12 protein-coding genes and 1 tRNA gene are annotated in these 14,385 nt (G+C 65.4%); 12 read left to right on the forward strand and 1 reads right to left on the reverse strand.

The genetic code is table 11. The features are described 5' to 3' along the window. The first annotated feature begins 98 nt into the window (after positions 1 to 98). The 12 genes from AC1DJW_RS05030 to AC1DJW_RS05085 all read left to right on the forward strand — a co-directional run bounded on the left by AC1DJW_RS05030 (position 99) and on the right by AC1DJW_RS05085 (position 14,131). Positions 99 to 1,484, forward strand: coding sequence for a glycine--tRNA ligase (locus AC1DJW_RS05030; protein ID WP_284751342.1), 1,386 nt, complete (start codon positions 99 to 101; stop codon positions 1,482 to 1,484). A gap of 2 nt (positions 1,485 to 1,486) precedes the next feature. Beyond that, on the forward strand, positions 1,487 to 2,461 hold the full coding sequence (locus AC1DJW_RS05035; protein WP_476900856.1) for a GNAT family N-acetyltransferase: 975 nt from the start codon (positions 1,487 to 1,489) through the stop codon (positions 2,459 to 2,461). 215 nt (positions 2,462 to 2,676) lie between these two features. Continuing rightward, positions 2,677 to 4,050, forward strand: a complete 1,374-nt coding sequence (locus AC1DJW_RS05040) for an FAD-binding oxidoreductase (RefSeq protein WP_284751340.1) — start codon at positions 2,677 to 2,679, stop codon at positions 4,048 to 4,050. A gap of 195 nt (positions 4,051 to 4,245) precedes the next feature. Further along, positions 4,246 to 5,679 carry a YibE/F family protein gene (locus tag AC1DJW_RS05045; RefSeq protein WP_459340556.1) on the forward strand — a complete coding sequence of 478 codons (1,434 nt, stop codon included), beginning with the start codon at positions 4,246 to 4,248 and terminating at the stop codon, positions 5,677 to 5,679. Between the two features lie 105 nt (positions 5,680 to 5,784). Beyond that, positions 5,785 to 6,723 carry an ABC transporter ATP-binding protein gene (locus tag AC1DJW_RS05050; protein WP_284751338.1) on the forward strand — a complete coding sequence of 313 codons (939 nt, stop codon included), beginning with the start codon at positions 5,785 to 5,787 and terminating at the stop codon, positions 6,721 to 6,723. Then, positions 6,720 to 7,496, forward strand: coding sequence for an ABC transporter permease (locus AC1DJW_RS05055; RefSeq protein WP_284751337.1), 777 nt, complete (start codon positions 6,720 to 6,722; stop codon positions 7,494 to 7,496). Before AC1DJW_RS05050 ends, AC1DJW_RS05055 begins: the two co-directional genes overlap by 4 nt. 22 nt (positions 7,497 to 7,518) lie before the next feature. Continuing rightward, entirely contained in the window at positions 7,519 to 8,691 is a 1,173-nt protein-coding gene (locus AC1DJW_RS05060; protein ID WP_390282967.1) for a sensor histidine kinase, read from the forward strand. After that, on the forward strand, positions 8,688 to 9,299 hold the full coding sequence (locus AC1DJW_RS05065; protein ID WP_390282966.1) for a response regulator transcription factor: 612 nt from the start codon (positions 8,688 to 8,690) through the stop codon (positions 9,297 to 9,299). The genes AC1DJW_RS05060 and AC1DJW_RS05065 overlap by 4 nt, the downstream gene beginning before the upstream one ends. Before the next feature lie 59 nt (positions 9,300 to 9,358). Continuing rightward, on the forward strand, positions 9,359 to 10,540 hold the full coding sequence (dusB, locus tag AC1DJW_RS05070) for a tRNA dihydrouridine synthase DusB (protein WP_284751334.1): 1,182 nt from the start codon (positions 9,359 to 9,361) through the stop codon (positions 10,538 to 10,540). A gap of 113 nt (positions 10,541 to 10,653) precedes the next feature. After that, the gene (locus AC1DJW_RS05075; RefSeq protein ID WP_370872192.1) at positions 10,654 to 11,964 is read left to right on the forward strand and encodes a deoxyguanosinetriphosphate triphosphohydrolase; all 1,311 of its coding nucleotides are present in this window, start codon (positions 10,654 to 10,656) and stop codon (positions 11,962 to 11,964) included. A 48-nt stretch (positions 11,965 to 12,012) separates the two neighbouring features. After that, the gene (gene dnaG, locus AC1DJW_RS05080; protein ID WP_476900857.1) at positions 12,013 to 13,995 is read left to right on the forward strand and encodes a DNA primase; all 1,983 of its coding nucleotides are present in this window, start codon (positions 12,013 to 12,015) and stop codon (positions 13,993 to 13,995) included. A 63-nt stretch (positions 13,996 to 14,058) separates the two neighbouring features. Then, positions 14,059 to 14,131 (forward strand) — tRNA-Asn (locus AC1DJW_RS05085). A 56-nt stretch (positions 14,132 to 14,187) separates the two neighbouring features. Here the strand turns inward: AC1DJW_RS05085 and AC1DJW_RS05090 are convergent. Next, on the reverse strand, positions 14,188 to 14,385 hold a 198-nt coding region (locus AC1DJW_RS05090), incomplete at its 5' end, for a hypothetical protein (RefSeq protein ID WP_476900858.1).

The following is a 14,385-nucleotide window of genomic DNA, read 5'->3' on the forward strand; positions in this document are numbered from 1 at the left end:
ACAGCACTTCCCCAAAACAGCGTTTCCCCTTAATGACTGTTCCCGTAGAGCATAGCCACGGACCGCACCCAGCGGCCCTGTAGAACATTGGAGTACCCATGGCAGCAAAATCCGTCCTCGACCAGGTCATTTCCCTCTCCAAGCGGAGGGGCTTCGTGTTCCAGGCCGGTGAAATCTATGGTGGCTCCCGGTCTGCATGGGACTACGGCCCCCTCGGTGCCGAGCTCAAGGAAAACATCAAGCGCCAGTGGTGGCAGAGCGTTGTCCGCGGCCGCGAAGATGTAGTGGGCCTGGATTCTTCCGTGATCCTGCCCCGCCAGGTATGGGAAGCTTCCGGCCACGTCGAGGTGTTCTCCGACCCCCTGGTCGAGTGCCTTTCCTGCCACAAGCGTTACCGCGCCGACCACCTCGAGGAAGAGTACGAGGAAAAGAAGGGCCGTCCCGCCGAAAACGGCCTCAAGGACATCGCCTGTGCCAACTGCGGCACCCGCGGCCAATGGACCGAACCGCAGGAGTTCTCCGGCCTCCTCAAGACCTTCCTCGGCCCGGTGGCCAGTGAAGAAGGCCTGCACTACCTCCGCCCGGAAACCGCGCAGGGCATTTTCGTCAACTTCAGCAACGTGCTCACCACGTCCCGCAAGAAGCCGCCGTTCGGCATCGGCCAGATCGGCAAGTCCTTCCGCAACGAGATCACGCCGGGCAACTTCATCTTCCGCACCCGCGAGTTCGAACAAATGGAAATGGAATTCTTCGTCGAGCCGGGCACGGACGAAGAATGGCACCAGTACTGGATGAAGGAACGCATGTCCTGGTACACCGACCTGGGCATCCGGCCGGAGAACCTGCGTTTCTTCGAGCACCCGTTGGACAAGCTCAGCCACTACTCCAAGGGCACCACGGACATCGAATACCGCTTCGGTTTCCAGGGCTCCGAGTGGGGCGAGCTCGAGGGCATCGCCAACCGCACCGACTTCGACCTCTCCACCCACTCGAAGGCCTCCGGCCAGGACCTCAGCTACTTCAACCAGGCCACCAACGAGCGCTACACGCCGTACGTCATTGAACCGGCCGCCGGCCTGACTCGCTCCTTCATGGCCTTCCTCGTGGACGCCTACACCGAAGACGAGGCACCCAACGCCAAGGGCGGCGTCGACGTCCGCACTGTCCTGAAGCTTGACCCGCGCCTGGCGCCGGTCAAGGCAGCCGTGCTGCCCCTGAGCCGCAACGAGGACCTGTCCCCGAAGGCAAAGGACTTGGGCACCCAGCTGCGCAAGAACTGGAATATCGACTTCGACGACGCCGGCGCCATTGGCCGCCGCTACCGTCGCCAGGACGAGATCGGGACTCCGTTCTGCATCACCGTGGACTTCGACACCCTTGATGACCAGGCCGTCACCATCCGTGAGCGCGACACCATGAGCCAGGAACGTGTGTCCCTGGACAAGGTGGAGGGCTACCTGGCCGCACGACTGATCGGCGCCTAAGCGTGACCATCGAGTACCGCGAATGGCGTGAGGGCGACGACCTCGCGCTCCTGGAAATGTGGGGCGGGCCCGAGACCCTGCCGGCCCAGCAATTCCGCGCAGCCCTGGCACCGTCGAGCAACAGCGGTCAAGGCCAGCCTTGGCGCCGGTGCATCGTGGCGGAAGACGTCGTTGACGGCGTCGGCATCCCGGTGGCCGCGGGTGTGGTCCATGAGGCGTCCCTGCACGCGGAACGTCTCTGGGCCTACATCGAGGTTGCCAAGGACCACCGACGCAGCGGGATAGGGGCCACGCTCCTGACCATGCTGCGGCGCGAAGCCGGGCAGTCGCCGTCGGGCGTCATCAAGCTGCGCAGCAAAGTGGAGCCCGGCACGGCCGGTGCCGCCTTCGCCGAGTGGGCGGGACTAACACCGATCCAGCGCTCCCGGCTTGTGGTGGTGGATCCCGAGCCGCTCAGGCTGCCGGTGTTTGGAGACGGCTCCGAAGAAGCGGCGTCCGAGCAAGTCGAAGACCTCGCCACGGGATCCGTGGAACTGAGCGACGTCGTAGGCCGGTACTACACCGCCGTACACCACTGGGACAACCCCGGCGAGCTGGGCATCCCCACGGTGCAACGGCTTTTCCTCGACGATCTGACGGGGGCGCACGGAGCGGTCGTGCTGCGTGCTCCGAAGGCCAGTGCTTTTGGTACGGGCGTTCCGGCCACCCGCAAGGGCAAGCTGCAGGCCTTCGCCATCAGCTATGCCCAGGGCAGCTCGGACGAGCCATCGGAGGTGTTCCTTGGCCACGATCCGCTTTTGCAGGATGACGAGGCGAGGGAGGCAGTCCGTGGCCTGCTCGCGCTCATTGCCTACCAGCACCCCGTGCTCCTTGAGGTGGACGATTCGATGACGGCCGTCCGTGCCGTCGTCGATCCCTTGCTGGAGCTGGGTAAAGCGAAGCTCCGCGGCGCGGACACCCTGGTGGTCAGCGAATAGCCGGCGGCTGGCCCAAGTGACTCGCAGTTGTTGTCGTTATGAGCCCTCATAACGACAACAACTGCGAGGTAGTCGGGGGAAGCTGGTTGGGGAAGCCTTGACGGCGCTGCTGCCCTGGGTGTAGGCATGACGACGTAAGCCCCGGCCGTTGCTCTGGTGGGGTAGCGGCGGGTGGAACGAATCCGGTCTCATGAAGAGAATCGGCGGTAACACCCATGAATGGAACAGCCCTCGACGGACTGCGTGAACAGCTCCGTGGGCAACTCGTCACTCCAAGTGATCCTGACTATGATTCCGCCCGTGCCGTCTTTAACGGGATGATCGACAAACGTCCGGCAGGAGTCGTCCGGGTGGCCCAGGTGGCGGACGTCATCGCGAGCGTGAACTTCGCCCGGGACAATTCCCTGCCATTGGCTATCCGCGGCGGCGGCCACAGCGCACCCGGCTTCGGGACTTGGGACGATGCCCTCGTCATAGATTTCGTCAACCGTACCGGAGTCCGTGTTGATCCCGAAGCCGGCACGGCCCGTGCCGAGGCGGGAACAACCTGGGCAGATTTCAACCACGCTACCCATGCATTCGGGCTGGCCACCACCGGCGGGATTGTGGGATCCACCGGCATCGCGGGCCTGACCCTGGGTGGCGGCATCGGCTATCTTGCCCGCAAACACGGCCTGTCCTGTGACAACTTGATCTCCGCCGACGTGGTGACTGCCGACGGCAAGTTCCTGACTGCAAACGAAACCCGGAACGAGGATCTCTTCTGGGCCTTGCGGGGCGGCGGCGGCAATTTCGGTGTGGTGACGTCACTGGAATACAAGTTGCACCCGGTGGACATGGTCCACGTGGGGATTGTCATCTATGGAGCGGAAAACACCGAGACGGTCGCGAAGTTCTACCGGGATTACATTGACTCCGCTCCCGAAGAGTTCGGAGCGTTCCTCGGATTCCATCAAGGCCCACCCGTGCCGTTCCTTCCAGAAGAATGGCACGGCAAGCCCGTGTGCGTCGTGGTCGGGATGTGGACGGGAGACATGGCAGAAGGCGAAGCCCGCTGGCAGCCGTTCCTCGAAGCCGCACCCGTGGCCGGATCCCTGATCACCCCGATGCCCTATCCGGCACTCAACGTGGCGTTTGACGGGCTCAATCCCAAAGGCCTGCAAGGGTACTGGAAAGCCAACTTCATCAGTGAACTCAACGATGGCGTCATCGACGCGCATGCAGAATTTGGTTCCACGGTCACCAGCCTCAACACCGCGGTCCACGTCTACCCGATCGACGGCGCGGCGGCCCGGGTCGGAGCCCAGGACACAGCTTTCGCGAACCGCGGGATGAAGTTCGCCCCCGTGATCGCAGCACAGTGGCCGGACCCTGCGGACAATGAAGCCAACATAGCCTGGGCCCGCAACTACGCGGAGGCGCTCCGTCCGCATTCTGCTGCGAGCGGCTACATCAACTTCATGGATGCGGAGGACCAAGGCAGGATCAGTGAGAACTACGGGGTCAACTACGAGCGGCTGCAAGCCATCAAGGGCAAGTACGATCCAGGAAACCTCTTCCACGTGAATCAAAACATCAAACCCGCCTAAGCACTCGGGTATCCAGCGAGCCCAACTGATCCCCACCGCCACCCTCGCCTCGCAAGCTCGGCCAGGGAACCCTGGCGGCGTGGGCCCACGCATTTGTTGTCGTTCAGAGCGCTCATAACGACAACAACTGCGAGTTAGTTGGGTGGGACGCAGCGCTGCCCCACGTAGGCTTGTGGGCATGAGGTTTTGCAGCTAATGGGTCACGGCCATTCACACGGACACACAGAGCATGTCGAGCCAAGCCCGACGGCGCTCGCGGCACGCAAGCGGGCCAACTGGCTCCTCGTGGCCGTGCTGGCTCCGATTGCCGTGCTCACGATCGTAGCCATGCTCGTCATGTGGCCGTCGGGGAGCAAGGAAGGCATCACCTTCGCGAGCCCCTACACGGCCGCTCCCGGGGTGACGTTCGATACCGGCAAGATCCAAGCCGTCACCCAGGAAAGCTGCACGCAAGGGACGCAGGCGCCGAGTACGAACGGCACGAACCAGAGTAGTGGCGCACAGCCGCAGGGGTCCCAATGCACTTTCGCGTCCACGCAACCGGATAACGGCGGCAGCCCCGTGAAAGTAGTCATCAACCCGGATGTCGCCAAGTCCCACGGCGTCAGAGTCGGGGACAGCATCCGTTACCTGAACCTCTCCGGGGTGCAGGGCGCAGCGGCGGGCAACGGCTCGCCGTCGTACGTTTTCCTGGACTTCGTGCGGACCGTTCCCATGGCCCTTCTGGCGATCCTGTATGCCGTGGTGGTCATTGCGGTCGCGCGCTGGCGCGGCTTCAGGGCGCTCCTCGGGCTGGCCGGAGCCTACGTGGTGATGGTCAGCTTCATGCTTCCGGGATTGGTGGAAGGGAAGCCGCCGCTGCTCGTGGCTTTGGTCGGCTCCACGGCCATCATGATGGGGGTCCTCTATTTCGCCCACGGATTCTCGGCCAAGACCTCCACCGCGCTGCTGGGCACGATCTTCGGCCTCGGCATTACGGCGCTGCTGGCAGCCTGGGCCACGGATGCGGCCAACCTGACCGGGATTGCCACGAGCGAGGGCGCCACGCTCGTGAACATGTCGGACAAGATCTCCCTTTCCGGGATCATCCTCTGCGGGCTCATCATCTCCGGGCTCGGGGTCCTCAACGACGTGACCATCACCCAGTCCGCGGCAGTGTGGGAACTCTACGAACTGGCACCCGAGACTGGCGCGCGGAAGCTGTTCACCTCGGCCATGAGGATCGGCCGGGACCACATCGCCTCCACGGTCTACACCATCGCCTTCGCCTACGCCGGTGCCGCACTGCCCATCCTGATCATTGTCATGCTGTACGACCGCCCGCTGGTCGACGCCCTCACCAGTGCCGAGTTGTCCGAGGAAGTCATCCGCACGCTGGTTGGCTCCATCGGCCTGGTGTTGGCCATCCCGGTGACCACCTTGATTGCTGTGCTGGTGGTGAAGGCGACCGGTCCGAGGCGGCTCGCGGCTGCCGTTGCCGCGGATCCGGAACCAGCCCACGACGACGGCGACGTCCGTGAGCTTGAAACTGCCGGGTCCGCAGACGCCTTCGAATCGTTCGACACGGGCGAGCTCGCCGCCGTCGTCATGACCAGGCGGGCACGCAGGGAAGCCGAACGCGGACAGTAGAACCGACATGACATTTGTCATGCCTCATTGGTGACACACGCCCCGGCGCCGGACGCGGATCCCGGCTTTGATGGGTAGTGGAGTAAACCAAAGCCAAGGAGAGTCATGACAACAGCGAGTGTGCCGGCCGTCCACGCCGCCGGACTGCACAAGAGCTTCGGGAAGGTCCATGCCGTACGCGGCCTCGACCTCACCGTGCAGCCGGGGGAAGTGGTGGCGTTCCTCGGTCCCAACGGGGCCGGCAAGACCACCACGATCGACATGATCCTCGGCTTGAGCGCCCCGGACCAGGGAAGCGTTTCCATCTTCGGCCACACTCCCCGGGGAGCCATCGCCCGTGGCCAAGTGGCAGCCGTGATGCAGACTGGCGGCTTGCTGCGGGACATCAGCGTCCGCGAGACCGTGCAGCTCAACGCAGCCATGTTCGATTCCTCCCGCCCCGTGGACGAAGTCCTGGCGCGGGCGGGCATCCTGGAGATCGCCGACCGCAAGGTGGAAAAGTGCTCCGGCGGCCAGCAGCAGCGGCTGCGCTTCGCCATGGCCCTCGTCTCCGATCCCGGATTGCTCATCCTGGACGAGCCCACCACCGGCATGGATGTGGCGGGCCGGCGCGACTTCTGGACCGCCATCAGGAGCGACGCCCAGCGCGGACGGACCGTCATCTTCGCCACCCATTACCTCGAAGAAGCCGACGCCTACGCGGACAGGATTGTCCTGGTCCGGCAAGGCAGCATCGTCGCCGACGGCACCGCCGCCCAGATCAAGAACCTTGCCTCGGGCCGTACCGTCAAGGCTTCCCTTCCGGCGGCAGAGCGCGGGCTCTTGGCCGGGATGCCGCCGACGGAAAGTGTCGAGTACGACGGCGGCCGCCTCACCGTCCGCACGGGCGACTCGGACGCCGTCGTGCGGTACCTGCTCAACAACACGGGCGCCCACGACGTCGAAGTGGCGGCCAACAACCTCGAGGAGGCGTTCGTCGCCCTCACCGGAGACGATGCCGTGCCGGAATCCACGAGCATCACTTTTGAAGGAGACCTCGTATGAGCACGGCAACAGTCGTCCAGGAACGGAAACCGTCCGCTGGCGGGGTCAACCGCACGTTCCTCTGGATCGAAATCAAGCGGATGCTCCGGAACCGCCGGACCATCATTTTCACGGTATTCATGCCCGCCGTTTTCTTCTTCATTTTCGGCTTGTCCAACAAGGACAAGCTCCTGCCCAACGGGCACAGCTACGGCCAGTACATCCTCATCAGCCTCACGGTCTATGCCGCGATGACCGCTGCTACGGGCGCCGGCAGCCAAGTGGCAGTGGAACGTGCCCAGGGTTGGAGCCGCCAGCTTCGCCTCACGCCCCTCCTGCCCGGTGCGTACATCGCGGTGAAAGCCATGGCTGCGCTGACGCTGTCCCTCGTTGCCGTCGTGGCCCAGTTCGTCATCGGTGCCCTGGCTGGTGTCACCATGGATGCCCAGACCTGGCTGACGGCGGGGCTGGTTGCCTGGCTGGGCTCCCTGGTCTTCGCGGCACTCGGCTTGTTCGTCGGATACCTCATGCCGAGCCAGAATGTCATGCAGATCCTCGGCCCGGCCCTTGCCATCCTTGCCATGCTCGGTGGACTGTTCATGCCGATCGAGATCATGGGGGAGACCTTCGGGAACATCGCCAAGTTCACGCCCGCCTACGGGATCGGGCAATTGGCCCGGAGCCCCATCACAGGCGAGTTCGACTGGGCGTGGATCGTCAACGTGCTCATCTGGCTCGTGATCTTCGTGGCCGGGGCTGCGATGGCGTTCCGCCGCGACACGAAACGTGTCTGAACAGGCCGCTAGGGTGAGCACCATGACCAACAAAGCAGGCGGAAGCTCTTTCAGGGATGTGCTCAACGGCAGCGCGTTCAGCGGCCAGCTGTTCACCGGCAGCATGTTCCGCGGTCCCGGACCACGGGGCTGGTTCATCGGGGCGGGACTCTCCATCCTGCTCTGGGCCTGGCCGACGTGGAACATCGTGTGGTCCGTGGACGAGCCGCTGGCCTGGAAAGTAGCGGCGTCGGCGTCCCTGATTGTGTTCTTCGCTGCCTACGTCTTCCTGCCCCAGATCAGTTGGCGCCTGGGCGTCCGGGCGGGCATTGTGTCCGCCGGTATCCTGCTGGCGCTGAACGGTGTGATCGTCCTCCTCATCGGCAGGGAAGCCTTGTGGACCTGGACTTTCCTCGCCTGCGCCATCGCCATGACGTCCCTTCCGCCGCGCGCGGATTTCTTCCTCATCGTCGGATTGGCCCTCGCTTCCTTCACCACCCAGTTGGTGACGGGCAACGGGGAGCAGGCCTTGCTCCAGGCCGGGATCATCGTGTCCCTCGGCCTCATGATGTCCGCCTTCGCGCGGCTGATCAGGCAGACCGCACGGCTCCGGGAAGCGCAGACTGAACTGGCCGACACAGCCGTGGCGGCGGAGCGCAGCCGCGTCGCCCGGGACATGCACGACATCCTGGGGCATTCCCTGACGGTCATCGCCGTGAAGGCCGAATTGGCAGGCAGGATGCTGGACACCGTCCCGGGCGATTACCCTGCCCGCGACCGGGCCGCGGCCGAGATCGTCGCGGTGCAGGACTTGGCCCGCGGCGCGCTCGCCGACGTCCGCGCCACCGTGGCCGGCTACCGCGGCGTCAACGTCCTGGCGGAACTCGCAGTGGCCCGGACCGCCTTGGAATCGGCCGGGATCGACGCCGAATTGCCGGGAACCGTCGAACAGGTTCCGGCGCGTCACCGGGAGCTCTTCGGCTGGGTGTTGCGCGAAGGCGTCACCAACGTTGTGCGGCACTCCGGCGCCGCGCGCTGCCGCGTCCGGTTGACGGCGTCGAGCGTTCTGGTGGAGGACGACGGCGTCGGCCCGGCCTCCGGGGGCCGCTCCGGGAACGGACTGGCCGGGATCCGCGAACGCGTGGGTGCCGCGGGCGGAACGGTCAGTATTGGCCCGAGCGACCTGGGAGGGTTCAGATTGGCGGTAGAGGTATGAGCATCCGATTGGTGATCGCGGATGACCAGGCCCTGGTGCGCGGTGCACTTGCGGCTTTGCTGGGACTGGAGCCGGACATCGAGGTGGTCGCGGAACTGGGCGACGGGACAGGGGTGGCGGCCGCCGTCGTCGAGCACTCCGCCGATGTGGCAATGCTCGACGTCGAGATGCCCGGCCTGGACGGGATCAGCGCGGCAGCCGCCGTGCGGCGGGCCGCGCCGCAGTGCCGGGTCCTCATGGTGACCACGTTCGGGCGGCCCGGCTACCTCAAGCGCGCGATGCAGGCCGGTGCCTCCGGATTCGTCGTCAAGGACACCCCGGCGCGGCAATTGGCCGAAGCGGTGCGCCGCGTGAATCAGGGGCTCAGGGTGGTGGACCCCGTGCTCGCCGCGGAATCCTTGACCGCGGGAGACAGCCCGCTGACCGAACGTGAGGGGGAAGTGCTCAAGGCAGCGTCCGACGGCGGAACGGTGGCCGATATCGCGAAGTCGGCGATGCTCTCCGAAGGGACCGTGCGGAACTACTTGTCCGCCGCGATGGCCAAGACCGGCGGCCGGACCCGCGCCGAGGCCGTGCGGATCGCCGAAGACAACGGCTGGCTGCTCTAGCGGCCCGGCTCGCGACCGGCCGGTCCAGTCGATTTGCCCCGCTTTGAGACAATGGACGGGTGACTGTAGTAGCAACACCCCCTTCGCCCAAGCTCGAACTGCCCCCGCTGCAGCTCGGCCGGATCACCGTGGACACCCCCGTGATCCTTGCCCCGATGGCCGGCATCACCAACTCGGCCTTCCGTCGGCTGTGCCGTGAATACGGCGGCGGTCTATACGTCGCGGAGATGGTGACCTCCCGTGCCCTCGTGGAGCGCACCCCGGAGTCGTTGCGCATCATCTCCCACGACGACGACGAAAAAGTCCGTTCCGTGCAGTTGTACGGCGTGGACCCCGTCACCGTTGGCCAGGCCGTGCGCATGCTCGTCGAAGAAGACCGGGCGGACCATATCGACCTCAACTTCGGCTGCCCCGTGCCCAAAGTCACCCGGCGCGGCGGCGGATCCGCCCTCCCCTGGAAGATCGACCTCTTCACCTCGATCGTCCAGACTGCCGTCAAGGAAGCCTCCAAGGGCGACATCCCGCTGACCATCAAGATGCGCAAGGGCATTGACGAGGACCACCTCACGTACCTCGACGCCGGCCGCATCGCCCGCGACTCCGGTGTTGCCGCCGTCGCGCTCCACGGCCGCACGGCCGCGCAGTTCTACTCCGGCCAGGCCGACTGGTCCGCCATCGCACGCCTGCGCGAGGCTCTCCCGGACATTCCCGTCCTCGGCAACGGGGACATCTGGTCCGCCGAAGACGCAGTCCGCATGGTGCGCGAAACCGGGATCGACGGCGTCGTGGTGGGCCGCGGCTGCCAAGGCCGCCCGTGGCTCTTCGGGGACCTCCAGGCCGCCTTTGAGGGCAGCGACCAGCGCCACCGTCCGGGCTTGCGCGAGGTGGCCGACGGCGTCTACCGCCACGCCGAGCTCATGATCGAAACCTTCGGCAACGACGAGTACAAGGCGCTGCGTGAGATCCGCAAGCACATGGCCTGGTACTTCAAGGGCTACGTGGTGGGAGGGGAGCTGCGTGCCAAACTGGCCACGGTGCCGACGCTCGAGGTCCTGCGCGAGCTGCTGGACCAGCTGGACATGGACCTGCCGTACCCAGGCATCGATTCGGAAGGCCCGCGCGGACGCGCAGGTTCCCCCAAAAAGCCGGCGTTGCCTAAGGATTGGCTTCTCAGCCGGCAGATGGACGCGGACCAGACGCGTGATATCGCCGCAGCCGAACTCGACGTCTCAGGCGGCTAAAGCGCGGCCCGGACCGGCGCGTGCACGCGCACGGCCAGAGTCGTGGAAAACTGGCTGCATAGGCACGGGCTGAAGAGACGCCGGTGCACGGCAAGCGGAGGAGGCAGATACCCATGGGAACTGAAGCGATGTCTGCAGCACGCCCGGCCGAAAACGCAACGGGCATTCCAGGCTATGTGGAGGCCGACTCGGCACGCTGGGTCCAGGAACCCCGCAAGAATACCTACCGCTCGGACTTCGAGCGGGACCGGGCACGGGTGCTGCATTCGTCAGCCCTCCGGCGGCTCGGGGCCAAGACCCAAGTGGTGGCCCCGGACACCGACGACTTCGTGCGCACCCGGTTGACGCACAGCCTTGAAGTGGCCCAGGTGGGCCGCGAATTGGGCCGCGCGCTCGGTTGCGATCCGGATGTTGTGGACACGGCGTGCCTGAGCCACGATCTTGGCCATCCGCCTTTCGGGCACAACGGGGAATCGGCGCTCAACGAGGTCGCCCATGGAATCGGTGGCTTCGAAGGCAACGCCCAGACCCTGCGCCTGCTGACCCGGCTTGAACCCAAGGTCCTTGCCCCCGACGGCCGGCCCGCGGGCCTGAACCTGACCCGGGCCAGCCTTGACGCCGCGTCCAAGTATCCCTGGTCCGCCGTCGATGCCCCCGTCATCCACGGACAGCGGAGCAGCAAATTCGGCGCTTACGAGGACGATCTGCCCGTGTTTGCCTGGCTTCGTGACGGAGCGCCGGGGAACCGTTCCTGCATCGAGGCCCAGGTGATGGACCTGGCCGACGATATTTCGTACTCCGTCCACGACGTCGAGGACGCCATTGTTGCCGGCCATTTCCAGCTGAAGTGGCTGGACAATCCGGACCACCGCGCGCGCGTGGTGGGGTACACGAAGCAGTGGTACCTGCCCCACAACGATCCGGCCGAAATCGACGCCGCACTGGCACGCCTCGAAGCCACGAGCGTGTGGGTCCGCGAAGCCGACGGCAGCCGCAAGTCGATGGCCGCGCTGAAGGACATGACCAGCCAGTTGATCGGCCGGTTCTGCCAGAGTGCCTTGGAGACCACGAGGGCGCACTTCGGACCGGACCACCTCACCCGGTACGCTGCGGAACTCATGGTCCCCGAGGAAACCGTCACCGAGATCGCGGCCATGAAGGGCCTTGCCACGACGTTCGTGATCTCCACCGACCATCGGCAGCCCGTCTATGAGCGCCAGCGCGAAGTCCTGCACGCCCTCGTCGGCGTGCTCAACGCGAGCGGAGACCGGCATCTGGAACCGATGTTCGCCGCGGACTGGCGGGACGCCCCCGACGACGGCGCCCGGCTTCGCGTTGTCATCGACCAGGTGGCGTCCCTCACGGACGCTTCGGCGCTGGCGATGTACGAACGCCTCGTGGGCAGCCTCCCCTCGCTCTGGTAGCCCGACGGCGGCCCGCGGCTGCCCGTGCGGAGCGACTAGGATGGTGACGTGGCTGGCCTGATCAAACGTGAAGATATCGACGAAGTACGCCAGCGCACCGATATCAAGGAAGTAGTGGACGGCTACGTCACCCTCAAGGGCGCCGGCCTGGGGACCTTCAAAGGCCTGTGTCCCTTCCACGACGAGCGCTCGCCGTCGTTCACTGTCCGTCCGCAAGTGGGCCGGTACCATTGCTTCGGCTGCGGCGAAGACGGCGATGCCATCTCCTTCGTCCAGAAAATGGACCACAGCTCCTTCCACGAAGCCGTGGAAAAGCTCGCAGCCCGGATCGGCTACGAGCTCCGCTATGAAGACGGCGGCACAGGTCCCAACCGCGAAGAGGTCGGCAAGCGCCAACGGCTGCTGGATGCCCACAAAATCGCCGACGAGTTCTTCCGTGCCCAACTGCTCACGGCAGGTGCCGCAGAGGGCCGCAACTTCCTCCACGGCCGCGGCTTCGATCGGACCGCGGCCGAAAAGTTCGGCGTCGGCTACGCGCCCCAGGGTTGGGACTCGCTGCTGAAGCACCTGCGCGGACGCGGGTTTGCGGATGCCGAGCTGAAGCTGACGGGAATGTTTTCGGAAGGCAACCGGGGCATTTACGACCGCTTCCGCGGCAGGCTCATCTGGCCCATCCGGGACATCGCCGGTGACACCATCGGCTTCGGTGCCCGCAAGCTTTACGAGGACGACCAGGGCCCGAAGTACCTGAACACTCCGGAGACCGTGCTCTACAAGAAGTCCCAGGTCCTCTACGGAATCGACCTCGCCAAGCGGAACATCGCCAAGGACCGGCAACTGGTGGTGGTGGAGGGATACACGGACGTCATGGCCTGCCATCTTGCCGGAGTCGCTACCGCCGTGGCCACATGCGGTACGGCCTTCGGCACGGAACACATCAAGATCGCCCGCCGCTTGCTGTCAGACGACGGCACCGGGGGAGAGGTCATCTTCACCTTCGACGGCGACGCCGCCGGGCAGAAGGCCGCATTGCGCGCTTTTGAGGAAGACCAGCGCTTTACCGCGCAGACGTACGTGGCCGTGGAACCCACCGGGGCCGACCCATGCGATTTGCGCCAACTCAAGGGGGACGCGGCCGTCCGGGACTTGATCGGCACCCGCCGGCCCCTCTTCGAATTTGCCATCCGGGCCTCCCTGAAACGCCACAACCTGGACACCGTGGAAGGCCGGGTCGCCGCCCTGCGCGAATCGGCCCCTGTGGTGGCGCAGATCCGTGATTCGGGCATCCGTCCGGCGTATGTCCGCGAGCTGGCGGGCTGGCTTGGCATGCCGATTGAGGAGGTCAGCCGGGCTGTGGGCTTGGCCGGCAAGCGCGCTGCTTCCGCGCCTGCACTGGGGATGTCGGGCGCTTCAGGAGCTGCGGGATCCGCTGGAGCCCAGGGGGCCGGGCAGGGCACACTGCCGGGCCAGGCCGGACAGCCGGCGGCAGCACCGCCGTCGAGCGCTCCCATCGCCTTCATGCGCCCGGATCCGCGGGATCCCATTGCAGCCATGGAGCGGCAGGCCCTCGAAGTGGTCATCCAGAATCCTGCTGTCCTCGGTGGCGAAGCTGCGCTTGCAGGTGGAGCTGTGCCTAACAGTGGAGCATGGGAACGATTTGAGGCCTGCCATTTTGTCACTCCGGCCTATTCAGCCGTGCACACTGCCATCCGGGCTGCCGGGCTGGCACACGCGGGAGACCCTGTGGCCTGGGTGGAAGGGATTCGCCAAGAGGTTCCGGAACCGCTCCAAGGCCTGGTCTCCGAGCTTGCCGTCGTTCCGCTGCCGGCCAGCACCCCCGAGGCGCTTCAGCGTTATTGCCGAGACATCTTGGCCCGACTTTTCGAACTGCAGATCACCAGGGTCAAAGCGGACAAGATGGGCCAATTGCAGCGCCTGGACGCCTCGGCCCAGCCGGAGGAGTTCCAGCGCCTCAACCGGGAACTCATGCAGCTGGAAATGCAGCGCCGCGCTCTCCGCATGGATAGCTAAGGGCGTTCCCCGGCGTCGATTTCGTTTCCCGGCAGCCCTTTGTTAGGCTGGTACACGCTTCATTCCTCCGTAGCTCAATTGGCAGAGCATTCGACTGTTAATCGAAGGGTTACTGGTTCAAGTCCAGTCGGAGGAGCTTACTCAAAAATCCCCGTCCTCAGTAGAGGGCGGGGATTTTTGGCGTCTGGTTCTTTACCTCGTGGTGAGGGTGACGTCGTCGAGGTACATCCAGGTGTCATCCGCGGGGGTGGAGCCGTCGAGGTGGACGTTGAACCAGAGGGTGATGGTCTGGCCTTTGTAGGCGGTGAGGTCGGCGGTGAACTGGGTCCAGGTGCCGTTGTTGTTGCAGAGTTTGAGCAGGCTGGCCAGGGTGGTGCCGCTGGTGCTGCG

Source organism: Arthrobacter sp. 05L417, from assembly GCF_056397865.1.